This is a genomic window from Ensifer adhaerens, assembly GCF_020035535.1.
In the GTDB taxonomy this organism is placed as follows: Bacteria; Pseudomonadota; Alphaproteobacteria; order Rhizobiales; family Rhizobiaceae; genus Ensifer.
This window is the reverse complement of sequence record NZ_CP083349.1, coordinates 1,840,149-1,863,168: the sequence shown is the minus strand read 5'-3', so window position 1 is coordinate 1,863,168 and position 23,020 is coordinate 1,840,149. Positions and strand designations below refer to the sequence as shown.

Annotated in this window: 25 protein-coding genes; 9 read left to right on the top strand and 16 right to left on the bottom strand. The window is 62.7% G+C overall.

The genetic code is table 11. The annotated features are described in order from the left end of the window. Positions 1-9 precede the first annotated feature (9 nt). The 4 genes from LAC81_RS09110 to LAC81_RS09095 all read right to left on the bottom strand — a co-directional run bounded on the left by LAC81_RS09110 (position 10) and on the right by LAC81_RS09095 (position 2,518). Complete coding sequence (locus tag LAC81_RS09110; RefSeq protein ID WP_223727558.1) at positions 10-699, bottom strand: permease; 690 nt, start codon at positions 697-699, stop codon at positions 10-12. A gap of 74 nt (positions 700-773) precedes the next feature. Further along, the gene (locus LAC81_RS09105) at positions 774-1,475 is read right to left on the bottom strand and encodes a retropepsin-like aspartic protease family protein (protein ID WP_113539416.1); all 702 of its coding nucleotides are present in this window, start codon (positions 1,473-1,475) and stop codon (positions 774-776) included. Beyond that, the gene (locus tag LAC81_RS09100) at positions 1,472-1,693 is read right to left on the bottom strand and encodes a DUF1289 domain-containing protein (protein ID WP_173516725.1); all 222 of its coding nucleotides are present in this window, start codon (positions 1,691-1,693) and stop codon (positions 1,472-1,474) included. The genes LAC81_RS09105 and LAC81_RS09100 overlap by 4 nt, the downstream gene beginning before the upstream one ends. A gap of 36 nt (positions 1,694-1,729) precedes the next feature. Further along, on the bottom strand, positions 1,730-2,518 hold the full coding sequence (locus LAC81_RS09095) for an adenosylcobinamide-GDP ribazoletransferase (RefSeq protein WP_223727557.1): 789 nt from the start codon (positions 2,516-2,518) through the stop codon (positions 1,730-1,732). 215 nt (positions 2,519-2,733) lie between these two features. Here LAC81_RS09095 and cobT point away from each other — a divergent pair, with 215 nt between their 5' ends. Together cobT and LAC81_RS09085 are read left to right on the top strand one after the other, a co-directional pair. Continuing rightward, positions 2,734-3,750, top strand: a complete 1,017-nt coding sequence (gene cobT, locus LAC81_RS09090) for a nicotinate-nucleotide--dimethylbenzimidazole phosphoribosyltransferase (RefSeq protein ID WP_223727556.1) — start codon at positions 2,734-2,736, stop codon at positions 3,748-3,750. A 227-nt stretch (positions 3,751-3,977) separates the two neighbouring features. Then, positions 3,978-4,391, top strand: a complete 414-nt coding sequence (locus LAC81_RS09085) for a diacylglycerol kinase (RefSeq protein ID WP_223727555.1) — start codon at positions 3,978-3,980, stop codon at positions 4,389-4,391. A 4-nt stretch (positions 4,392-4,395) separates the two neighbouring features. Here LAC81_RS09085 and LAC81_RS09080 read toward each other — a convergent pair whose 3' ends face one another. Beyond that, positions 4,396-4,941, bottom strand: coding sequence for a GNAT family N-acetyltransferase (locus LAC81_RS09080; protein WP_223727554.1), 546 nt, complete (start codon positions 4,939-4,941; stop codon positions 4,396-4,398). Positions 4,942-4,944: 3 nt separating this feature from the next. Further along, complete coding sequence (locus LAC81_RS09075; RefSeq protein WP_223727553.1) at positions 4,945-6,480, bottom strand: sensor histidine kinase; 1,536 nt, start codon at positions 6,478-6,480, stop codon at positions 4,945-4,947. A 312-nt stretch (positions 6,481-6,792) separates the two neighbouring features. On the opposite strand from LAC81_RS09075, the gene LAC81_RS09070 reads away from it, so the two are divergent. The 3 genes from LAC81_RS09070 to LAC81_RS09060 all read left to right on the top strand — a co-directional run bounded on the left by LAC81_RS09070 (position 6,793) and on the right by LAC81_RS09060 (position 8,565). After that, positions 6,793-7,380: a thermonuclease family protein gene (locus tag LAC81_RS09070; protein ID WP_223727552.1), complete on the top strand. Its 588-nt coding sequence runs from the start codon at positions 6,793-6,795 to the stop codon at positions 7,378-7,380. Continuing rightward, positions 7,373-8,011, top strand: a complete 639-nt coding sequence (locus tag LAC81_RS09065; protein WP_223727551.1) for a uracil-DNA glycosylase family protein — start codon at positions 7,373-7,375, stop codon at positions 8,009-8,011. The genes LAC81_RS09070 and LAC81_RS09065 overlap by 8 nt, the downstream gene beginning before the upstream one ends. 65 nt (positions 8,012-8,076) lie before the next feature. After that, positions 8,077-8,565, top strand: a complete 489-nt coding sequence (locus LAC81_RS09060) for an Lrp/AsnC family transcriptional regulator (protein WP_113539425.1) — start codon at positions 8,077-8,079, stop codon at positions 8,563-8,565. A 9-nt stretch (positions 8,566-8,574) separates the two neighbouring features. On the opposite strand, the gene LAC81_RS09055 is transcribed toward LAC81_RS09060, so the two are convergent. From LAC81_RS09055 to LAC81_RS09045, 3 genes are all read right to left on the bottom strand, one after another. Next, complete coding sequence (locus LAC81_RS09055; protein WP_223727550.1) at positions 8,575-9,285, bottom strand: DNA alkylation repair protein; 711 nt, start codon at positions 9,283-9,285, stop codon at positions 8,575-8,577. Next, positions 9,282-10,151 carry an NAD(P)-dependent oxidoreductase gene (locus LAC81_RS09050; RefSeq protein WP_223727549.1) on the bottom strand — a complete coding sequence of 290 codons (870 nt, stop codon included), beginning with the start codon at positions 10,149-10,151 and terminating at the stop codon, positions 9,282-9,284. Before LAC81_RS09050 ends, LAC81_RS09055 begins: the two co-directional genes overlap by 4 nt. Before the next feature lie 101 nt (positions 10,152-10,252). Then, positions 10,253-11,080: a class I SAM-dependent DNA methyltransferase gene (locus tag LAC81_RS09045; RefSeq protein WP_223727548.1), complete on the bottom strand. Its 828-nt coding sequence runs from the start codon at positions 11,078-11,080 to the stop codon at positions 10,253-10,255. Positions 11,081-11,251: 171 nt separating this feature from the next. On the opposite strand from LAC81_RS09045, the gene LAC81_RS09040 reads away from it, so the two are divergent. Beyond that, positions 11,252-11,977 carry a DUF2270 domain-containing protein gene (locus LAC81_RS09040; protein ID WP_113539429.1) on the top strand — a complete coding sequence of 242 codons (726 nt, stop codon included), beginning with the start codon at positions 11,252-11,254 and terminating at the stop codon, positions 11,975-11,977. A gap of 111 nt (positions 11,978-12,088) precedes the next feature. Here LAC81_RS09040 and LAC81_RS09035 read toward each other — a convergent pair whose 3' ends face one another. From LAC81_RS09035 to LAC81_RS09020, 4 genes are all read right to left on the bottom strand, one after another. Beyond that, entirely contained in the window at positions 12,089-12,355 is a 267-nt protein-coding gene (locus tag LAC81_RS09035) for an usg protein (protein WP_223727547.1), read from the bottom strand. 164 nt (positions 12,356-12,519) lie between these two features. Continuing rightward, positions 12,520-13,350 (bottom strand): ABC transporter permease, encoded by an 831-nt coding sequence (locus tag LAC81_RS09030; protein WP_223727546.1) that lies wholly within the window; start codon positions 13,348-13,350, stop codon positions 12,520-12,522. Continuing rightward, positions 13,347-14,150 (bottom strand): ABC transporter permease, encoded by an 804-nt coding sequence (locus LAC81_RS09025; RefSeq protein ID WP_223727545.1) that lies wholly within the window; start codon positions 14,148-14,150, stop codon positions 13,347-13,349. Before LAC81_RS09025 ends, LAC81_RS09030 begins: the two co-directional genes overlap by 4 nt. A 168-nt stretch (positions 14,151-14,318) precedes the next feature. Then, positions 14,319-15,101 carry an ABC transporter substrate-binding protein gene (locus LAC81_RS09020; protein WP_113539433.1) on the bottom strand — a complete coding sequence of 261 codons (783 nt, stop codon included), beginning with the start codon at positions 15,099-15,101 and terminating at the stop codon, positions 14,319-14,321. Positions 15,102-15,519: 418 nt separating this feature from the next. On the opposite strand from LAC81_RS09020, the gene LAC81_RS09015 reads away from it, so the two are divergent. From LAC81_RS09015 to LAC81_RS09005, 3 genes are all read left to right on the top strand, one after another. After that, complete coding sequence (locus tag LAC81_RS09015; RefSeq protein WP_223727544.1) at positions 15,520-17,739, top strand: OmpA family protein; 2,220 nt, start codon at positions 15,520-15,522, stop codon at positions 17,737-17,739. Positions 17,740-17,939: 200 nt separating this feature from the next. Then, positions 17,940-18,683: a polysaccharide deacetylase family protein gene (locus LAC81_RS09010; RefSeq protein ID WP_223727543.1), complete on the top strand. Its 744-nt coding sequence runs from the start codon at positions 17,940-17,942 to the stop codon at positions 18,681-18,683. Between the two features lie 243 nt (positions 18,684-18,926). After that, entirely contained in the window at positions 18,927-20,525 is a 1,599-nt protein-coding gene (locus tag LAC81_RS09005; protein ID WP_223727542.1) for a tetratricopeptide repeat protein, read from the top strand. Positions 20,526-20,532: 7 nt separating this feature from the next. Here LAC81_RS09005 and mobB read toward each other — a convergent pair whose 3' ends face one another. From mobB to LAC81_RS08990, 3 genes are read right to left on the bottom strand one after another with little or no spacing between them, the layout of a single operon-like run. After that, the gene (mobB, locus tag LAC81_RS09000; protein ID WP_223727541.1) at positions 20,533-21,060 is read right to left on the bottom strand and encodes a molybdopterin-guanine dinucleotide biosynthesis protein B; all 528 of its coding nucleotides are present in this window, start codon (positions 21,058-21,060) and stop codon (positions 20,533-20,535) included. After that, entirely contained in the window at positions 21,057-21,722 is a 666-nt protein-coding gene (gene mobA / locus LAC81_RS08995) for a molybdenum cofactor guanylyltransferase MobA (protein ID WP_223727540.1), read from the bottom strand. Before mobA ends, mobB begins: the two co-directional genes overlap by 4 nt. Before the next feature lie 10 nt (positions 21,723-21,732). After that, positions 21,733-22,641 carry a DMT family transporter gene (locus tag LAC81_RS08990; RefSeq protein ID WP_223727539.1) on the bottom strand — a complete coding sequence of 303 codons (909 nt, stop codon included), beginning with the start codon at positions 22,639-22,641 and terminating at the stop codon, positions 21,733-21,735. Positions 22,642-23,020: the final 379 nt, after the last annotated feature.

Here is a 23,020-nt window from a genome sequence, read left to right as displayed (position 1 = left end):
CAGCGGCCGTCAGAGTGCCGGCACTCGCACCGCTCCACTCGCATAGGCAATGATGACGCTGGTGACGACCATCGCAAGCAGGGCCTGAAGGATCGTCACGACGACGTGGAGAAGCGCCCGCACGGCGGAAAGCCCGAGGTCGGCCACGAACCAGCGCGTCTCGGCGACGATGTACCAGACGATCGAGGCGGCCACGAAGACGGCGCCGACGGGCGTAAAGGCGTTGTGCCCGGCCAACAGCAATTGGCCGCCCAGGCTGATCGCGAAGGCAAAGGGTGCTGTGGCGTAGCATTGGCTGAAGAAGGGCGGACGCAGCGTGTCACGCGTGAGCTTGGCGCCCTTGTGGCGCAGCAGCTTCACCGCCATCAGCAAGGGCAGGATGCTGAAGGCGACTGCACGAAACATCAGCAGGTTGGAATCGGAAGCGAGCAGCGACGTTGCCGACCAGGGAGCAGCCTGCCTGACGAGGCCGAGTTCCATTGCGTGCGCCAGGAGCAGGGTGATCAGCAGAAACAGCGGCGGGCTCAGCGCGTCCGAATATTGATCGGGCACCTCGTCACCAAGCTCGACGTCGGCGTAGCGCATCATCGCCTGCGGGCGGCGAAGCGTGCGCCACATGGTCAACGGATAGAAGAGCAGCCAGCAGACGAGCTCGTATAGGAGTTCCTCGATCGACTTCAACAGTCGCATGAAATCCATGAGGTGCCCTCTCGCGTCCGTGGTTTCGTCTCTTGGCCCGAAAGGGCGGAGGTGTGCCCAGCGCGATCGACCGGTCAGTCGCGCAGACGCAACTCGTCGGTGCGCATCTGCAGCATCTCCAGCGTCGACAGGAAGCTCATGCCGAGCAGGCTCTGGTCGAGCCGCCCCTTGGCGGCCACCGTCGCGCCGATGTTGCGGCGGGTGATGGGGCCGACAGAGATTTCCTGGAGCATGACGGGCGCCGCCTGCGCGCGGCCATTGGCCGTCATGACGGTGACGATGTAGCTGAGGTTTTCCGGGTCGAGACCGATCCGTTCGGCATCCTCGTAGGTCAGCGCGATGCTGCTGGCGCCGGTGTCGACCAGCATGCTGATATCCTTGCCGTTGACCATTGCACCGGTTTCGAAGTGGCCGTTCAGCATCTTGTGCAGCACCACTTCCTGCTGGCCTTCGCTGTCGGTGATCACGGTGGCGCGGCCGGGAACGAGGCCGGCAAGCAGGCGATTGCCGAAGCCTTGAAGCTCGAAGCGGTAGACATAGGCCGAGACGAGGGCGAGCGTGATGAGGAGCCAAATGGCGATCTGGCGCAGCCCCTCGCCGAAACGGTGACGGCTTTGCACAACGCCGGCGCCGATCAGCGTGGCGATGGCGCCCAACGACACGAGCCTGCCGAAGTCGTCGTTGGCAAGGCCCATGGTGCGGCCGGCATCATGGTTGACGATCAGCAGGATGAGACCGATGGCCAGGATCGAGAGCAGGATGAAGAGACGGGTCATGCTTGGCCGCGTTCCCTCGCCATGCGGCTGCGGCGCGTTTCGCGCCGGGGCTTGCGTTCGACCGTCTCAAGCCGGTCGGGTAGCGTGGTCATGATCGCCCGGCGTTCGGCATCGGTGTACAGCGTCCAGCGGCCGATTTCATCGCGCGTGCGGCCGCAGCCGAAACAGTAGCCGGTCTTGTCATCGATCGAACAGACGAGAATGCAGGGAGATTCCATGGCCTTGCTCTAGTTTTCCCTTGATATATCGATGTTTCACACGGTCAGCGCAAGGGCACCCAACACCGCGATTTCTGTGAGTTGCTGTGTGGCGCCGATGGTGTCGCCGGTGTGGCCGCCGATCTTGCGGGTGGCGATCCGACCGAACCCCTTGACCGCGACGAAGACCGCGAGCAGCGCGGCGATCAGGCCGAGAGCCGGGACCCGGGCGAAGTAGAAGAGCAGCATGGCCGCAATCAGGCCGAAGCCAAGGGCGAAGCGCGTGGCTGCCGGGTCCGGCTCGCCGGCTGCGGCCGCAACACCGTCGCGCCGGGCAGGCGGCAGGCTCGACCAGTGCCAGACCATGGCGGCGCGGCTGAGTGCTGCAGCGCCGAGGATCGCCATGCCGGCGCCCAAGGGTGTGAACAGCGGCAGGATCGAGGCGAGCGCCGAGACGCGCAGACCGAAGGAGAGAATGAGCGCGACGACGCCGTAGCTGCCGACGCGGCTGTCCTTCATGATCATGAGGGCCGCGTCGCGGTCGCGTCCGCCGCCGAAACCGTCGGCCGTATCGCCAAGGCCGTCCTCGTGCAGCGCGCCGGTCAGGAGCGCCTGGATGGCGACGACGACGAAGGCGGCAAAGAGCGAACTCACATTGAGTGCGATCATGGCGCTGGCAGCGGCGGCAGACGGCAGAGCGATCACGATGCCCGCGAGCGGGAAGGCGCGCACGGCCCGGTCCAGACGACCGTCATATCCGACGAAGTGGCGCCCCGGCATGGGGATGCGGCTCAGGAAGCCGATCGAGCGCGCCACGTCGTCACAGAAATCGCCCAGAAAGCCCATGGCCCCTCCAAAGATCTGGCCCTCAGCGGCAATCGCAGATGTCACAGCCGCCCGCAAGTGAGAGCGTGATGAGCATCGAGAACCGCGGTGCGTCGAATCGTCCATCCCGTCAAGGATCATGCTCCGGCGACGCGGATTGGCGCAAATGCCGTTGCCCGAATATTCCACGCCCTCTATGAGGAACGGAGATTCACGATGATGCAAGGATTCCCAGCATGAGTGCCAGCGGCCTGCCGTTTGATGATTTCCGCGAATTGTTGCGCAACCTGCCGGGGCCGGATTCGGCTGCGCTGGTCGCGGCGCGGGAGCGGGACGCACAGCTGACGAAGCCGCCGGGCGCGCTCGGGCGTCTCGAAGAAATCGCCTTCTGGCTCGCTGCCTGGACCGGCAAGGCGCCCGCGGTCAACCGGCCACTGGTGGCGATCTTTGCCGGCAACCACGGTGTCACCCGACAGGGCGTCACCCCGTTCCCGTCTTCCGTCACGGCCCAGATGGTCGAGAACTTTGCCGCCGGCGGTGCTGCTATCAACCAGATCTGCGTAAGTCACGACCTCGGCCTCAAGGTCTTCGATCTGGCGCTCGAATACCCGACCGGTGATATCACCGAGGAAGCGGCACTCTCCGAGCGGGATTGCGCCGCCACGATGGCCTTCGGCATGGAGGCGGTTGCCGGCGGTACGGATCTTCTGTGCATCGGCGAAATGGGCATCGGCAACACGACGATCGCGGCCGCGATCAATCTCGGCCTTTATGGCGGCACGGCCGAGGAATGGGTGGGGCCGGGTACCGGCTCCGAAGGCGAAGTTCTGAAGCGCAAGATTGCGGCGGTCGAGAAGGCTGTGGCCCTGCATCGCGACCACCTTTCCGACCCGCTGGAGCTGATGCGCCGTCTCGGCGGTCGCGAGATCGCGGCAATGGCGGGCGCCATCCTTGCAGCACGTGTTCAGAAGGTTCCGGTTATCGTCGACGGCTACGTCGCGACTGCGGCAGCGTCGATCCTGAAGGCGGCCAATCCGTCCGCGCTCGATCACTGCCTGATCGGCCATGTCTCTGGCGAACCGGGCCATATCCGCGCGATCGAGAAGCTCGGCAAGACGCCGCTGCTCGCGCTCGGCATGCGGCTCGGCGAAGGCACGGGGGCAGCCCTTGCCGCCGGCATCGTCAAGGCGGCGGCCGCCTGCCACAGCGGCATGGCGACGTTTGCGCAGGCGGGTGTCAGCAACAAGGAATGATCAAGGTACGGCCGGCTTTCACGGCAAAGCCGGCCAATTGCTGTCGAACGCCTGTCGCGCACACCATTCCAGCGTGTGACGGGCCTTGATGGTCGCGTGCTTCTCGCCTATCCAAAGCGCACATGCAGCCCTAACTATCGTCTTGGGCTCCTGCAACCGCGAAACGCCTTGCATTCGCCTCATTCACGATGTCGAAGCAAGCGCAGTTTCAAGCCAGTCGAGAAGAAATGGACGCCAAGAACACCACGCACCGCATTGGACAGACGGGTCCCGTTGAGAAGCAGACCGGCATTCGCCATCTCTTCGCTGCCGCCAGCTATTCGCTGGGTGGCGCGAAGCGGCTGATCGGCGAGGCCGCGTTTCGCCATGAGCTGATCGCCTTCGGCATCGCCATGGTTGCCTTCATCATCGTCGGCGCGACCTTCTTCCAGTTCGTGGCGATGGCGATCCTCTTTCTCCTGATGATGGCCTTCGAGGCGATCAATACGGCGATCGAGGAGATCGTCGACCGTGTATCGCCGGAAATCTCGGAGATGGGCAAGAACGCCAAGGACCTCGGTTCCTTCGCGTGCCTCTGCCTGATCATCGCCAACGCCGTCTATGCCGGCTACGTCGTGATCTTCGACGGCTTCCTGAACTGAACCGTCAGCGGCGATCGGTCGACTTTATCCGATAGAGCACGTGTGGGCGCAGCGGATTGCCTTCAGGCACCGTCACGTCATCGAAATCTTCCGCCGGGTCCGAGCGCATGCCGAGCTTTTCCATGAGCGCGCGGGACGGTTCGTTGATGCGGGATGTATAGCCGATGACTTCGGCAAGCCCGAGCGCCGCCCAGGCATGGTCCAGGCAGGCTCTCGCCGCTTCGAGCGCATATCCCTGCCGCCAATAGGGCCGGGCGAGTATCCAGCCGATTTCGACATGCGGGCCGCCGGGGATTTCGTCTCCGGCCCGCGAAAGCCCGAGGCCGCCGATCAACGCTCCGTCCGCCTTGCGCTCGACCGCCACAAAGCCGAAGCCGTGCATCTGCAGGTGCCGGTCGCAATCGGCAATCATCGCGTCGGTCTCAAGCTTGGTCAGAATGTCGGGAAAGTAGTAGCGGCGTACCTCAGGGTCGGCGTTGGCGACCGCAAAGGGCGCAATGTCGCGCTCCTCCCAGGGCCGAAGCCTGAGGCGTGGCGTTTCGATGAGCATGGATCAGGCGAAGCTCTTGCGACGGCGCACTGGAGCTGCAACGTCCTCGACCGCCGGCAGGCTTTCGAGCACACGGCGGGCCGGCAGGATGGCGATTGCCTCCGTGCCTTCCCTGAGCTTGGAGCGCAGGATGAATTCGCCATTGTGCTTGGCGAGAATGGCCTGGACGATCGGCAGGCCGAGGCCGGTGCCCTGTTCGGCGCTCTTGATGGCGATGGAGCCCTGACCGAATGCCGACAGTACGATCGGGATTTCCTCTTCGGGGATGCCCGGACCGTTGTCCTTGATCGAGAGATACTGTCCGCCGCCGGCGGTCCAGCCGACCTTGAAGGTGACTTCGCCACCGGCACTGGTGAACTTCACCGCATTGGACAGCAGGTTGAGGATGACCTGACGCATCGATTTCTCGTCGACCCAGACGGAGGGCATGCCGACTTCGAACTGCGAGTGGATGGTGATGTTCTTGGCGCGCGCCCGCAGTTGCACCATGCCGACGCAATCCTCGGCGATTTCGACAAGGCTGACTGCATCCTCGTTCAGATCGTAGCGGCCGGCCTCGATACGTGACAGGTCGAGGATCTCGTTGATGAGGTTCAGCAAATGCTCGCCGGAGCGATGGATGTCGTTGGTGTATTCCTTGTAGGTCGGGTTGCTGAGCGGACCCAGGACCTCCGTCGACATCACCTCGGAGAAGCCGAGGATGGCGTTTAGCGGCGTGCGCAGCTCATGCGACATGGAGGCGAGGAAGCGCGACTTGGCAAGGTTCGCTTCCTCCGCCCTGCGCCGGGCTTCGTCCGACATCGACTTTGCCACTTCGAGCTCGGCGATCAGGTCGTCCTTTTCCGATTGAACCGAGAGTATGTGGACATTGGCGCGGTTCATGCGGTCGGTCATGAACACCAGGAACAGCATCGACAGCGAGATGATGCCCGTCAGACCGATATAGATCGGATTGCCGGTCGTCAGCGCGGCGAATGCGAGTGCGGCGATCACCGGCGTGAAGGTGCACAGAAGGGCATTGCGGAGCAGGAACGTGCCCATGGCGGTGGCCGCGAGCGCAAAGAGCAGAGCGGTGCCTTCGAAGAAACCGAAGCGGACATCGCCGCATGCGGCGCAATCCTGAGCAACGAAGGCCGCCCAGCAGAGGCCCATCAGGACCTGGCCGAAGAGGAAACGCCGGCGCCAGACCGGGACCTTCTCCGCAACGATGTCCTTCTTGCGTGCCTTCCTCGCCAGCACGAGCGTCACGGCATGCGCCGAGAGGGTCATCAAGGCCCAGAGGACGATGCCGAGGCTGCCGGAGAGATAGACACCGACGGCCGCGATCAGCGTCACGAGCAGCGGTATGGCGATGGCGCTGTGGAGGGCAGATTCGATGTAGAGGTTGAGCATCTCGCGCTCGAACCCCGAAGGTACGGACGAGCCCGTTTGCAGCCGTTCGCGCGTCGCGCGAACCGTCCTCGAAACTGCCTTGTTTCGATGGTTTCGCGACTTGTCGACAATAATCTTATCTGTCGAGGTGCTGGCGGCGATACTCATGCTCTTATGCAAAGGTTATGGTTTCCTTGCAGTCTAGTGAGCAATCCTTAAGAAGTTGCTGCGGTGTGTGAAGGATTCGACAACCATTATGGCGCGGTGGTGTCTTTTTGCCGAAAGTGACGATCATTGCATGAGCTATCGTCTCTAAGCTTTTGGAATCGTCGATGTTTATGACGTTGTCTCGCCCCGGATGCGGCGTGCGCAACAGTAGAGGTGCAGGGAAACGTGAAATCGGGCCGCACGAGATACCGCTTCACCGGCGGGCGAAGCGGAGGGTCTACGGGCCGATCGCGATCTGCCGGGCGTGGCGGCATGCTCAGCGGATGGATCATCCTCCTGCTGCTTTCGATTGTCGCCTACTATGCCGACAAGCTCCCCGTGGGGGAGCGGGCCACGACCGGTGAGGCGCGTGGAGCCGCGATCGCAAGCGATGGCGACAGTCTTCGGCTTGACGGAAAGCGCATCCGCATCGAGGGGATCGATGCGCCGGAACTCGACCAGAGCTGCGAGCGCGCCGGCGAGACCTGGGATTGTGGCCGCCAGGCACGCGATCGTTTGAGAGCCCTGATTTCTGCGGGCGACGTCCGCTGCCGCTTCCATGGGCGGGATCGATACGGTCGCGACCTCGGCACATGCGAAGCCGGTGGGCGGGATATCGGTCGTGAGATGGTGCTGTCGGGTTATGCGGTCAGCTACGGGCGCTATCAGGCGGAAGAGGCGCGGGCGGAGAAAGACCAGCGCGGCATTTGGGTCGGCACTTTCACGGCGCCGCAGGAATGGCGCCGCACGAATGGTCATCCGGACGAGGGGCCGCATCTGGTCGATGGTTGGCTCAAGACGATCAGGCGCTGGCTACTGGAGCAACTGACCGCCTTGTTTGCAGGTATCGCCGATGCCTGAAGACGATCTGCCAGACCTGGAACGGCTGCGGGCCGATATCGCCGCCTGCCGCATCTGTCGCGACAATCCGCTGCGCGGCGTCGACGACCGCTTGCCGCATGAGCCGCGGCCGGTGGCGGTGATCTCGACGACCGCGCGTATCCTTATTGCCGGGCAGGCGCCGGGACTTCGCGTGCACGAAAGCGGGCTGCCCTTCAACGACGCGTCCGGCGATCGGCTTCGGCAATGGCTGGGGGTGGACCGCGAAACCTTCTACGACCCGGCGAAGTTCGCGATCGTGCCGATGGGCTTCTGCTTTCCGGGTTACGACGCCCATGGCAGTGACCTGCCGCCGCGTCGGGAATGCGCGCCCTTGTGGCGGCAGCGGGTCATGGACCGGATGCCACAGGTCGAACTGGTGCTGGCGATCGGTCATTATGCGCAGCGCTGGCATATCGGGTCTGCCTGCCCGAAATCGATGACCGAGACGGTGAAGGATTGGCGGCGCTATGCGTTGCGCAACGCCGACCCCGCCATCCTTCCGTTACCGCATCCGAGCTGGCGCAATACCGGCTGGCTGAAGCGCAATCCCTGGTTCGAGGCGGATGTACTGCCGTTCCTGCGGGAGCGGGTGCTGACGCTCACTGCCTGAAACAATTTTCTTTATCTTCACCAATTTCGCGCTATAGAGGGAAAAATAATTCGAGAGGGACTTTCATGGACCGCCTAGACCGCAAAATCCTGCGCCTGCTGCAGGAGGATTCCACGCTGGCCGTTGCCGACCTTGCCAAGAAGGTGGGGCTTTCGACCACGCCGTGCTGGCGGCGTATCCAGAAGATGGAAGAGGACGGCGTCATCCGTCGCCGCGTCGCCCTTCTTGACCCGGTGAAGATCAACACCAAGGTCACGGTTTTCGTGTCGATCCGCACGAATTCGCACTCGATGGAATGGCTTCGCCGCTTCTCCGAGGTCGTGTCCGAATTTCCCGAGGTGGTCGAATTCTATCGCATGAGCGGCGACGTCGACTATCTGCTGCGCGTAGTCGTGCCGGATATCGCCGCCTACGATGCTTTCTACAAGCGCATGATCGCCAAGATCGAGATCCGTGACGTCTCGTCCGCATTTGCCATGGAGCAGATCAAGTACACCACCGAACTGCCGCTCGATTACATGATGATCGACCAGGCGAAATCCTCAGAGGATTGAGCGCCTGCGCTAGCGGGCGCGGCTTGGATCAAGGCCTAGCCGTGCCAGCACCTTGTCGCTCCTAAGCTCCCTGACCGCGTCCTTGCCCGTCCAGCGGGCGGCGCGGCTTGAGCTTTCGGCCAGGCGTTCAGCGAGCGCCAGCGCCGGACCATGGCAGGCCGCATTGCGCTTGCCGATCTGCCTGAGCGCCCAGTTGACCGCCTTCTTGACGAAGTTCCGATCGTCCGTTGCATATCGCTCGATCAGCGGCAGCCAGTCCATGAGCATCGCATCCGGCTCCTTCTTCAGATGGACTGCGGCCGTGGCAATCATCGCAAAGGCGATGCGCCGGACGAACTCTTGTTCGTCGGCTGCGAACTCAGGGATCAGTTCGCGCTCGAAGCGCGCGGTGACGAAGAGGTCGGCAACGGTGTCGACGACTTCCCAGGAATTGCAATCTTCCGCCCAGCGGCGCGCCTCCTCCAGTTTCAGCGCTTTCGGGTCGGCGGTGAAAGCGGCGAGGATGCGCGCTTCGCGAATACCGGACTGCCAGAGTTCCAGCGCTCGGTGGTGATCGGTCTTCACCAGCCGGGTGATCTTGTGCAGTTCGACATTGGAGAGGCCGATAGCGGCTTCGGTGACAATACCGAAGCGCGCCATTCCGGCGAGATTGTCTTCAGAGCCGAGCGACCGCAGATGAGCGGTGATCTCGTCTGCGGTCGAGGATGGGCCGAGGCTCATTTTTCGAGGCGGGCAAGCAGCGACGACGTATCCCAGCGATTGCCGCCCATTTCCTGTACATCGCCGTAGAACTGATCGACGAGGGCCGTCACCGGCAGCTTGGCGCCGTTGCGGCGGGCTTCGGCCAGCACGATGTCGAGATCCTTGCGCATCCAGTCGACGGCGAAGCCGAAGTCGTACTTTCCGGCGTTCATCGTCTTGTGGCGGTTTTCCATCTGCCAGGAGCCGGCAGCGCCCTTGGAGATGACGTCGACGACCTTCTCGATGTCGAGGCCCGCTTTCTTGCCGAAGTGGATGCCCTCGGCGAGCCCCTGGACGAGGCCGGCGATGCAGATCTGGTTGATCATCTTGGTGATCTGGCCAGCGCCGGCCGGCCCCATCAGGCCGACCATGCGGGCAAAGGCCTCGATGACCGGCTTGGCGCGATCGAAGGCTGGCTCATCGCCGCCGCACATGACCGTCAGAATGCCGTTTTCGGCACCCGCCTGGCCACCGGAGACGGGCGCGTCGACGAAGTGGGCGTTGCGGGCCTTCGCCGCTTCGTAGAGTTCGCGGGCGACCTCGGCGGAAGCGGTGGTGTTGTCGATGAAGACCGCGTTGGCGCCAAGCGTTTCGAAGGCGCCGTCCTTGCCTGTCGTTACAGAGCGAAGGTCGTCGTCATTGCCGACGCAGCAGAAGACGAAATCGGCGCCGTCGGCTGCTTCGGCCGGCGTGCGTGCCGCGCGACCGCCGAATTCGGCAGCCCATTTTTCGGCCTTGGCGAAGGTGCGGTTATAGACCGTCAGTTCGTGTCCGCCGCGGACCTTGAGGTGGCCGGCCATGGGATAACCCATCACGCCGAGACCGATGAATGCAACCTTTGCCATTTTCCGAATACTCCCATTGCTTTCGCTTTGGTGTAGCCGATGGCGTGGATGCGGAAAAGAGAGAAGGGAGCATCGCGCGATGCTCCCTTCTCATGATGCCGTCAGGGCTTGAAGCGGGCAATCACCAGATGGCCGGCGATCGGTTCGCCTTCTTCCATGCGCACGGTGATGTCGCCGACCTCGACGATTTCGAAGCCGGTAGCCGCGAGGCGGTCGCGCAGGTAGGTTTCGGCGTGGGCGAAACGCTGGTGCGGGCCGACCATGAAGTCGCGGCCGGCGAAGGCTTCTGCGGGCAGCGTCTCGCTGGAAAAGATCAGCAGGCCACCGGGCAGGAGATTGTCGACGGCGCCGAAGAACAGCGCTTCGAGCGCGCCCATATAGGGAAGCACGTCGGTTGCGACGATCAGGTTGAAGGGCTCGTCATCGTTGTCGTCGAGATAATCGACCGCTTCGGCGACATAGAGCGTCTCGTAGAGGTCCTTCTCGTGTGCGATCTCGACCATGTTTTCCGAGAGATCGATGCCGGTGATGTCTTCGGCCATGTCACGCAAGGCGCCGCCGGTGAGGCCCGTGCCGCAGCCAAGGTCGAGCACCCGGTCGAAGGGGCCGAGCTCGAGCGCCTGCAGGCGCTGGCGAACGAGGAGCGGCACGCAATAGCCGAGCTGGTCGACGAGCACGTTGTCGAATACTTCGGCATGCTGGTCGAATAGGGTAGCGACATAGGCGTCAGGCGCCTTCACGGGCGTCTCGCCGCGCCCCATCGAGGCCAAGCGCACGGCAGCGCCGCCATGGTCTTCCGGGTCGAGCGCCAGCACTTCGGCATAGGCGTCGGCAGCGGCATCGAAGCTGCCGGATTTTTCCAGGGAGAGGGCGCGGTTGTAGGCTTCTGCCAGCGCTTCCTCGTCGATTTTCGTGCTCTTCTGGGTCATGGCCGTTTCTTACGTCCGCAAATGGGCTTTGGCAATCGCCGTCCCGTGCGAAAGAGACCGGCAAAAGGATGTGCTGCGCCGAAAAACCGACCGCCCGGCCCGGGTTGGGATTTATCGGCGAAGCGATTGGAGTCATGATCGTAAGCATAAGAAAAGACGGAGGGAATGCCGATGTCCGCCGAACTGGGTCCGCTGATCCTTGGCACCGAAATCAAGGAGCCGAAGGGGCCGCCGCTGCCGCAAACCTCACAGGAGCAGATCAACGCGGTCGTGCACTATTATCGCGGCGAAATGGGCCGTATGGCGGGATGGCGCGATCGCATCGACCGAACCTCGAACTGGGCGATCACCGTCGTCGCAGCGCTTTTGTCCGTTTCCTTGTCGACCCCGTCGTCGCACCACAGCGTGCTGCTGTTCGCGATGCTGCTGATTACGCTGCTGCTCCTGATCGAGGCGCGGCGGTACCGCTTCTTCGATGTCTACCGGGCGCGCGTCAGGCAGTTGGAGCGGGGCTATTTCGCGCAGATACTTTCGCCGGATGGTACCCCGAACCTCAACTGGGCAATCGCAATCGGCAAGAGCCTGCGCAAACCGGCCTTCCTGATGAGCTACCGCGAGGCAGTCTGCCGGCGGCTGCAGCGCAACTATTGCTGGATGTATCTGATCCTGCTGCTTGCCTGGACGCTGAAGATTTCCTCGCCGAAGATTTCGACCAATGGCGAGCCCTTCGGTCATGTGCGCTCCTGGGCCGATGTCGCCCAAAATGCGGCGCTCGGTCCGTTGTCCGGCTGGCCGGTGATCGTTGGTGTTTTGCTGTTCTATGCGCTGGTGCTCTACGGCTCGCTGCATAAGGAACCGCGCGAAGGCGAACTGGCGCATGGGGAGGTGCATGTCTGAGGCGGTGTCGCGCTCACGGTCCTGAGCACGCGGTTCTCAAAGCCTGCCAATCGCAAGGGTGGTGGCCGGACTGAAGTCCGTCCCCTTGGCTCCTCAGATTCAATCGGCGGTTCAGTGCACGATGAACTCGCCCTTCAACGCTCGCCATTCCGTCGCCGAGATCAGCTTGCGATGTACATAGCGCACCGAATGCAGCGGGCCATCCAGTTTTTCCTGCCAGAATTTCAGGAAGCTGCGCATCTCCGGAAAGTCCGGGGCGATGTCGTAGTGCTGCCAGACATAGGTCTGGAGGAAGGTCGGATGATCCGGCATGTGGTAGAGGATCTGGGCCGTCGTCAGGCCATAGCCTTTAAGCTGAAGTTCCATCTCGTTTGTCATTAGGACCTCACTTCTCGCAAAGGTTGGTCTCTATGATGAAACGCTCGATTTCTTAATCAAGAGCTAATACTTGCTCCGAAATGAAACTTTCGTAAGAAATAACAAAAGCTTGGCAGCATCTCACGGAGAGTGCTGCCAAGCTTCGTCATTGGTCAAAAGCGGAACTATCGCTTGAGGTGGCGTGTCAGCCGCGCTTCCAGCAGGCTCCAGATGTTGCGCAGGATCTCGACCATGATCAGGTAGAGAATGGCTGCCCAGATATACATCTGGAAGTCGAAGGTGCGGGAGAATGCGTAGCGGGTTTCGCCCATCAGGTCGAAGACGGTGACGATCGCGACGATCGCCGAGCCTTTGATCATCAGGATGATTTCGTTGCCGTAGGGGCGCAGCGCAACGATCATCGCCTGCGGCAGGATAATCTTGAAGAAGGAGACACGCTCGGGCAGGCCAAGGGCTGCTGCACCTTCACGCTGGCCGCGCGGCACGCTCTCGATTGCGCCACGCAGGATTTCCGCCTGGTAGGCTGCGGTGTTGAGCGTGAAGGCGAAGAGCGCGCAGTTCCAGGCATCGCGGAAGAACCACCACAGCCCGACCGTTTCGAGCTGCGGGCGGAAGCTGCCGAGACCGTAATAGATGAGGAAGAGCTGTGCGAGCAGCGGCGTGCCGCGGAAGAAGTAGACATAGCAGTAGGCGAGCCACGACCAGAACTTGTTCTTCGACATGCGGGCAAACGCAATCGGCAGCGACAATATGGCGCCGAAGACGATGGAGATCGAGACCAGCATCAGCGTCACGCCGAGGCCTGAAAGGAAGCGCGGGCCGTATTTCGCGAATTTCTCCGGATCCCAGCCACCGACGACGGTCAGGAAGATGCCGACGCCAAGCGCCAGCCAGATGCCGAGCGCGACGCTGCCGACGAAGCGGGTCAGCGTGTAAGGCTTCGGCGGAACCGGAGGCGGGGCTTGCGGCGGTATCATCGTTGCAACAGCACTCATCGGCCCATCTCCGCACGTTTGGTCCAGCGTTCCAGGTTCGCAAAGACGATCGAGGAAATCATCGCGAGGATCAGGAAGAGCACGCAGGCGACACCGTAGAATTCGAAGGCCTGCTTGGTCACGCGGGCTGCAACACCGGTCTGGCGCAGGATATCCGTCAGGCCGACGACGGAGACGAGGGCCGTATCCTTGAGGAGCGCCATCCAGAGATTGCCAAGACCGGGCAATGCGATGCGCACGAGTTGCGGCAGGATGATGAGACGAATGGTTCTGCCGCGATGGAGGCCAAGGGCGTCACCGGCTTCGTACTGGCCATGAGGAATGGCCTTGAACGCGGAGAGCAGCACTTCCGAACAATAGGCCGAAAAGACGACGCCGAGCGCAATCATGCCGGCGAAGAAGGCATTGATCTCGACCGGGCCCTCGTAGCCGAGCGAGGCCAGCAACTGCTGAACGAGGATCTGCAGGCCGTAATAGACGATGAAGAGCGTCAGGAGTTCCGGGAGGCCCCGAAAGATCGTCGTGTAGATATTGGTTGCCAACCGCACGGTGCGCTCTTCGGACTGTTTGCCGAGGGCGATGAAGAAGCCGATCAGCAGGCCGACGGGCAGGGTGGCGATGGCAAGGCTCGCGGTGACGACGAAACCGTAGGCGATATCGTCGCCCCAGCCGGTATCGCCGCAGGCCAGCAAGGTGCCGGGCGCCAGCCAGGTAAAGACCCCGACCGGGCCGCAGAATGGATCGACGATCGATCCTATCCAGGAGAGGATGGAATAGAAGCCGGCAAATAACCCGCTCATGTCAGAATGTTCCCCTTTGCGCTGTTTTTGTGTGTATCGATCGCGCTTTGTTTTAGGCTCTTGTCAAACAAAAACGGCGGAAGGGCAAGCCATCCGCCGTTGCATTTTTCGCATGAACTGACGTTTCTCCGACATGATTCACTAGGAAATCGTGTCGGATCCCGTCAATCAGCTGCCATAAACGTCGAACGGGAAGTACTTTTCGTTGATTTCCTTGTACTTGCCGTTGGCGCGGATCGCTTCGATCGCCTTGTTGAACTTTTCGCGCAGCGCGTCGTCGCCCTTGCGCACGGCAATGCCGGCGCCTTCGCCGTTGATGACCGGGTCGATCGGCAGCGTGCCGAGCAGCTTGCAGCAGGCGCCGTCGGTCGACTTCAGCCATTCGGAGAGCACGACGACGTCGTCGATGACGGCGTCGATGCGACCGTTGGCGATGTCGAGCTTGTACTCGTCAGCCGTCGGATAGAGCTTGATCTCGGCACCCTTCATATGCGCTTCGGCATAGTTGGAGTGGGTGGTGGAGCCCTGTGCACCGAGCGTCTTGCCGGCAAGTGCTGCTTCGGTCGCTTCGGTGATCGGCGAGTCCTTCGGAACGACGATTGCCGGCGGCGTGTTGTAGTACTTGTTGGTGAAGTCGACCTTTTCCTTGCGCTCGGCGGTGATCGACATGGACGCGACGATGGCGTCGAACTTCTTGGCGATCAGTGCCGGAATGATGCCGTCCCAGTCCTGCGTGACGAAGGTGCATTCGGCCTTCATTTCCGCGCACAGTGCCTTGGCGATGTCGATGTCGAAGCCCGTCAGCGTGCCGTCCGCTTCCAGGTTGTTGAAGGGCGGGTAGGCGCCTTCCGTGCCGATAACGACCTTTTCGCCGTCTGCCATGGCCGAGCCTGCCATGAGCACGAAAACGGCAGCCGATGCGGCGGCTGCCAGCCGTCTGGAAATACGCATGATAGTCCTCTCTGTTGGTCGATGTCCGGTTTTTTCTTTTTTCACGGACACCAATTTCGACCGGGGCGTTTGCCTCCGGTTGTGGCGATATTCGTACTCTTTTCCAGTAAAAATCAACAGGAAAGCGAAGGTCCTCACCGGGAATCGGATTTCGACCGCAGATTGTGATGGCGGACCGCGCAATGTACATGAACGGTGCGTTCAGCGGCGGTTAATCTTGCCTCCGCTAGCCCTTATCAAGGAACCGGCGCGTGGCGCGGGCGTCGCGCTTGACGGCGCGTCTCGCGGGCAACACAAAAAAGCCGGAACCTTGGGCCAAGGCCCCGTGAGTATTCAAGTTCGTATCCATTCTTCGGCGTGTCATATACCGGGAAGAGGATGCGGGACCAGGACCTCCCGAGAAGAGGAAGGAAGACAAATGTCGATTCGATCCAAACTGTTTGCAACCGTCGCGCTGCCGGTGCTGTCGGTGTCCGTGGCGGTTCCGCCTGCCGTCGCCGATAGCCTGATGAAGCCATTCGAGGTTGCACAGGAGGGCGGTGGTCAGTCTGACGAGGAGCTGCTGTTGCAGAAGCAGCGCCAGGCCGAGGAAGAGGCTGCCCGCCAGGCCGCTGAGCAGCAGAAGGCTGCCGAGGAAGAGGCCGCTCGCCAGGCCGCTGAGCAGCAGAAGGCCGCCGAGGAAGAGGCCGCTCGCCAGGCCGCTGAGCAGCAGAAGGCCGCCGAGGAAGAGGCCGCTCGACAGGCCGCTGAGCAGCAGAAGGCCGCCGAGGAAGAGGCTGCCCGCCAGGCAGCCGAACAGCAGAAGGCCGCCGAGGAAGAGGCCGCTCGACAGGCCGCTGAGCAGCAGAAGGCTGCCGAGGAACAGAAGGCTGCTGAAGAGCAGAAGGCTGCCGACGAGCAGAAGGCTGCCGACGAGCAGAAGGCTGCCGACGAGCAGAAGGCTGCCGAAGAGCAGAAGGCTGCCGACCAGCAGAAGGCTGCCGAGGAGCAGAAGGCTGCCGAAGAGCAGAAGGCTGCCGAGGAGCAGAAGGCTGCCGAGGAGCAGAAGGCTGCCGAGGAGCAGAAGGCTGCCGAAGAGCAGAAGGCTGCCGAGGAGCAGAAGGCTGCCGAGGAGCAGAAGGCTGCCGAGGAGCAGAAGGCTGCTGAAGAGCAGAAGGCTGCTGAAGAACAGAAGGCGGGCGAACAGCCCGCACCGACGGAAACTGCGCCTGGGACCGAGCAGCAGCCCCAGACTGGCGAAGGCCAGCCGGTGCCTGGTGCCGAACAGCCGCAGACCGGCGAAGGCCAGCCCGTACCCGGTGCGGAACAGCCGGCAACTGCCGAGCAGCAGCCGCAGATTCAGCAGCCGGCTCCGGAAGTGGTCGACACCCGCACAGAGGAAGAAAAGGTGAAGATCGCCGAAGACCCGGCGGCAACCGACGAGACCGTGGTTCTGCCTGTTGAAAACGGCGCCGCCGTGCTCGACAGCGACAAGGATGCCGACAACACCGGTGGCAACCAGGCACGCGAACAGCGCCAGAAGCTGCGCGAAGAGCTGCGCGCCCAGGAAGAAAACGTTGCGCCGCCGGCAGACGATGCTGCAGCTCAGGCTGCGATCGCTGCCGAAATCCCAGCCGACCTGCCGCAGAAGATCGAGGCGAATCTCAAGGAAAAGGGCACGCGTGTCGACGATGCGCCGGTCTTCGTGGTGCCGGAGACGACCAACATCGTCAACAACACCGTCATCAACAACACGGTGATCAACAACAACACGACGGTCAACAACATCACCAACAACGTGACCGAAGTGAAGGTCGTGCAGGAAATTGACAACCGCGTCATTCTCGGCGTCGGCGATCAGATTTTCGTTCGTGGTGACGATCGCCCGCGCCTGCGTCGCGATGCGGAAGAAACCTACTACGATCAGCTTCCGCGTGGCCGTACCCGCGAAACCATCCTGCGTCCGGGCGGCTACCGGATTGTCACCGTCTACAATCGCTACGGCGACATTCTGCAGCGCTCGCGCGTCGATCGTGACGGCAACGAATATCTGATGATCTACGCGCCCGAGCGCGACGAAGGTCCGCGTCCGGCCATTGTCGACGTCGGCTACGAACTGCCGCCGATGCGCCTGCGCATCCCGGTACGCGACTACATCGCCGACGTTTCCGACGATCCGGGCCGCGACTACTACGACTTCCTGGCCGAACCGCCGGTGGAACAGGTCGAGCGCGTCTACACGATGGACGAAGTCCGGCACTCCGCTCGTCTGCGCGACAAGGTGCGGCGCATCGACCTCGACACCATCACCTTCCCGACGGGCAGTGCCGAGGTGTCGATGTCGCAGGCCAAGACCATGCGTAGCGTCGCCGCCGCCATGGAGAAGGTGCTGGCCAAGGATCCGGGCGAGACCTTCTTCATCGAAGGCCACACGGACGCCGTCGGTTCCGACCGGTCGAACCTGGTGCTTTCGGACCAGCGCGCCGAATCGGTGGCGTCGCTCCTGACCGAGGTTTACGGCATTCCGGCCGAAAACCTGGTGACGCAGGGCTACGGCGAACGCTTCCTCAAGGTTCGCACCCAGGAAGCCGAGCAGCAGAACCGCCGCGTCACCATACGCCGCGTCACGCCGCTGGTCCGCCCGGTCGCCCAGCGTTGATCAAGCTTCGGGCAGGACTGCCTGTCTAATGCCTACAGCGCCGCGCATCTCATGAGGTGCGCGGCGCTGTCGCGTTTTGAATGCTGCGCGTTTCTTCAGATCCGTAACGACTTAAGGACACATGCAGTGAAATCCCGCCTCGCAAAAGGCGGGTTTCTGTCGTTCGAATATCGTCTCAAATATTCATTTCCCGGATTGCCATGAAAGCCGTCGTCTTCCCGCTTCTCGCCATCGCCATGTTCGCCCAATCGGCCACCGCCGCGCCCGGGCTTGTGGAGCCGGATCTGCACCTGCCTGCCAATCCGGCCGGAAAGAGCGGCACGCCGCGCGTCGCGATAACGCTCGATGCCTGTAGCGGTGCGACCGACATGCGTATCCTTGGCACGCTGATCGAGAATCGCATCCCGGCGACGATCTTCGTGACGGCGCGCTGGCTGAAGCGCAACGGGCTTGTCGTCGAGGTGATGAAGGCGCATCCGGACCTCTTCGAGATCGAGGATCATGGCGCCATGCATGTGCCGCCGATCGATGTGAAGGTCTCGGTCTACGGTCTTGCTGCGGCCGGCTCCGAGGCGGCGGTCGCGGCGGAGGTCGACGGTGGGGCGACGGCGATCAAGGCGCATGGCTTGCCGGCGCCGCGCTGGTTCCGCGGCGCGACGGCCAAGTACACCCATTCGTCGATGAGCCAGATCCGCGCCATGGGCTATCGCATCGCCGGTTACTCGGTGAACGGCGACGGCGGCTCGCTGCTGGGTGCCGCCGTTGCCGAGAAGCGCATTCGCGCGGCCAAGGACGGAGACGTCATTATCGCCCATATCAACCAGCCGACCCATTCCGCCGGTGCCGGCGTCGCGCGCGGCATTCTCGATCTCAAGGCCAAAGGCTACAGTTTCGTCCGTCTCAACGATATTCCGGACGAAATGACTGTCGGCGCGACGAACTGACGGACCTATGGCGGCTCATTCCGGAAAATTTCCGCAGCGTTGAAGCAACCCGAGGCGCCGAGGGCGCCCGGTGCAAGCCGCACGTGCGCGCTGTGGAGCGAGGTGAGCTGGTAAAGCCACGTTTACCCAGTCCGCCTGAAGGCCGCTGCTCGACGCAAAACAGCCGTCTGTCGAAATCCGTTTTCCGTTGCTGGCGGCTCCCCATAGGCTTGGTGCGCTCTGCGCCCGGTTCTGGAGGGATGGATGAAACGTGTCGTCTTCGGGCTCGTTGTTACGCTGCTGGTGCAGTTTTCCCTGCCGACGCGTGCCCATAGCGCCGGCACGCCATTGCCACCGTTCGCGCAGGTGCTGGAGCGCGCACAACGGGGCGATGTCGAGGCGCAGGTCGATCTCGGCATGCGCTACCAGACCGGCGAAGGTGTTGCCCGCGACGCCATTAAGGCGATCGGCTGGTATGGGAGGGCGGCCGAGAACGGCGACCCGAAAGCACAATTCTATCTTGGCACCATCTATTTCAACGGTGCCGACGGCGTGAAGCAGAACTATGCCGAGGCGCTGCGCTGGTTCCGGCGTTCCGCCGACCAGAAGACGCCGGCCGCCCAATACAATCTCGGCGTTCACTACGAACAGGGATTGGGTGTCACCAAGGACGACGCGCAGGCCATTGCCTACTACCGGCTCGCAGCAGACCAGGGCTACGCCGCAGCCCAATACAACCTCGGCCACATGTTTCAGGAGGGGCGCGGCACGACGCGCGATCCGGTCGCGGCCTTCGAATGGTATCGCAAGGCGGCGGAGCAGGGGCTGGTTGCGGCCATGCACAATCTGTCCATCGCCTATTTTCAGGGGCAGGGTACGCTGAAGGATGACGCGGAGGCATATCGGTGGACGTCGCGAGCGGCGATCGCCGGGGAGCCCCGTGCGCAGTACAATCTCGGATTCATGTACGAAAAAGGCGCTGGCATCGAACCCAACCTTGCCGAAGCGCTGCGTTGGTATCTGCGTGCGGCCGAGCAGGGGAACATGGATGGGCAAGCCAATGCCGGCCGGCTCTATTTCAACGGCGGGGCCGGGCGGGTCAGCGCCAGGGAGGGCATTCGTTGGCTCCGGCCGGCTGCGGACGCCGGCAACAAGGACGCGCAAAACATGCTCTGCAGCGTTTACGTGCGCGCCTTCGGCGTCGGGCGCGACGATCGGGAGGCTGCGAGATGGTGCCGCAAGGCGGCGGATCAAGGCATGGTCTCGGCGCAGGTGGATCTGGCGATCTTCTACATGCTGGGTCGAGGCGTCGAGAAGAACGAAGCTCAGGCGTTCCAGTTGTTCCTGAAGGCGGCAAGGCAGGGGAACCCACAGGCCCAGGTAAATGTCGGCCTCATGTACTTGAGGGGTGCAGGCGTCGCCGAAAGCTACGCGGAAGCGCACCGCTGGTTCCTGATGCTCGCCGAGCGCGGAGATCCCAAGGGGCAATTCAATCTGGCGGCCATGTACGCCAACGGCCAGGGTCTTGAGAGGAACCTGAAGGAAGCGGCGCGGCTCTACAGGCTCTCTGCCGATCAAGGCTATGCCTTGGCCCAGTACAACCTCGCGATGGCCTATCTCAACGGCATTGGCATTGAGATCGACGCTGTGGCTGCCGCCAGATGGTTTCGCAAGGCTGCCGAACAGGGGAATCCCGACGCGCAATTCAATCTCGGCATCGCCTATGCCAGAGGAAGCGGCGTGGAGCAGGATCTTTCAGCTGCCGCGAAATGGTACGCCAAGGCGGCCGTACAAGGCATGCAGAAAGCGCAGCAGTTGCTCGACGGGCTGCCGAAAGCGTATCATGAGGCCCCGCAGCCGTGACCCCTGGTCAGGAAGAAGTGCCCTTGCGCTGCAGGCCCGTCACCTTCTCGACGAAATCCGCGATGGCTGTTGTGTCGTCGAGATCAAAGACCGGAAGATCCATGCCCGCGACCGGATGATCGGCGGCGATCGCGCAGATGTGCGGATCGGTGGGGGCAAGCGGTTCGCGGTTCGCCGATTCCAGGCGGCGTGCTTCGACCTTCGGGATCGGCTCGCGCTTGTAGCCTTCGACCAGCACGAGATCGCAAGGGGCAAGCCGCGCGAGGATATCCTCGAAGGAAGGTTCGGGCGCTCCGCGCAATTCGTGCATGATTGCGAAACGCGTGCCGGAGACGATCGTCACCTCATGAGCGCCGGCCTCGCGATGGCGGTAGCTGTCGGCGCCTACCTTGTCGATGTCGAAGTCGTGGTGCGCGTGCTTGACCGTGGAAACGACATAGCCGCGCCCGGTCAGTTCGGTGACGAGCCGTACCATCAATCCGGTCTTGCCGGAGTTCTTCCAGCCGGCGATGCCGAAGATCTTCATGGTGCTCATGCTCTGCTATCCTTAAAGAAACTCAACCATTGCTCCGCCTCGGTGAGATCCTCAGGCGTATTGATGTTGAAGAAGGGATCGAAAGCGCCCTTCGGCGTCATCGTGACAGGAAAATCGACCGTTACCGAGGCATGGCGTTCGATGAAGGCGCGCACGCGGCGCTTCGGGTCGTTCGTCAGCCAATGCTCCAGTTCGTCCGCAAGCGCGACCGGCCAAAGCGCAAACAGCGGATGCATCTGCCCGACGGATGCCGCGACGGCAATCTGCTGACGTTGGGTCAGGGCGCCGAGCAGCCGCGCCACGAGATCATCCGGAAAGAACGGGGTATCGGTCGGGACGACGACGACATGGCTTGCGTCCGGCGCCGTCGCCGCGACGTGGCGCATGGCCGTCAGCACGCCGGCGAGAGGACCCAGAAAGCCCGGTATCGTGTCGGCGACAATGGGGATATTGCCGTCGATGGGGTCCGCCGGTGCAGCGTTGAGGTTGACGGAGATGCCGGTGACCTGGGGACGAAGCCGCGCGATGATGTGCGACAGCATCGTCTGGCCGCCAAGCTGAAGATCGGACTTCGGGCTTCCCATCCGGCGCGACAATCCGCCGGCGAGGATGACGGCGGGCAGCGGTCCGCTGATCAGAGGCGAGGGGCTGGTTTCCGGCATCCGATAGCTCCTATTCCAGCGGGCCGGTCAGCGAACGTTGGGCGACGGCCTTCCGGCCGCGCAGCGTCTCGCGATAGAAGGTGTAGAGGCCCGAGCCGATGATGACCGCAACGCCGACCAGCATCCAGTGATCCGGCACTTCCGCAAAGAAGAAGATGCCGATCGCGATCGACCAGATCAGGCTGGTGTAGCGGAAGGGCGCGATCACCGAAATATCGCCGGCGCGCATTGCTAGCACGATCGTCTGGTAGCCGAGCATCAGGAGCACGCTTGCCGCGGCGATGTGACCGAAGGTCGTGGCCGACATCGGCTGCCAGCCGCCCATCGGCTGTATGAGGAGGGCGCCGACGATGGTGGTGACGAGGGAAGTCGACACGGTGATGTAAAGCGAGGGCACCTCGTGGCCGATGCGACGGGTACAGAGATCGCGGGTCGCCGTCACGAAGACGCAGGCGACGACCGTGAGTGCTGCCGGTGTGAAACCCTCGGGACCGGGCCGGAGCACGATCAGCACGCCGATGAAGCCGGCAATGATCGCCGTCCAGCGGCGCCAGCCGACCGGCTCGCCAAGGAAAAGGGCCGCGCCGAGCGTGACCGCCAGAGGTAGGGCCTGCATGATCGCCGAGGCATTGGCGAGCGGGATCTGGCCGAGGGCCGAGATGTAGGTGACCGAGGCGAGCGCCTCCATGGCGATGCGCAGCAGGATCACCGGTTTCATCAGCGTGCCGAGCGGCCGGAAGGCCCGAAACTGCCAGGCGGCGAGCACCACCATCAGCGTTGTCAGCAGTCCGCGCACGAAGATGATCTGGCCCACATTCATCGCGCCGGTGACCGATTTGACCAGGGCATCGTTGCAGGAGAACGTGACCATCGCCAGGCACATGAACAGGATGCCACGGAAGTTGGTGGAGGCTTGCATGCTTGCTGTCCTGCGGCGCCGGAAAGCGGTTGACGCTGTCGACGAATGGGGAGGCGAATCCACGGGATGGATCGCCCAATGTTTAAGCATTGGCTGCCCGCTTGTGCAAACGGGTTCGCACCCGACGGCGGTTTTTCTTTCAGCGCAAGTAGAACGGTCCGCTGCGGGCGAATTCAATTGCCCGGAAGACTGCGGCTGGCAGATAAAGCACCGCCGGCGAACATGAGCTTATTCGCGGAATCTTAAGTTTCGCTGCCTATCGTCGCCGCAATTCCGCATCCATTCGCATGACGCGATCGGCGGGGTGGCACCGCAGTAAACCTTGCAGGGTGGCCATTCCAGGGATGTCTGCCCAAGGCTTGGGAGAGCCTACGGCAAG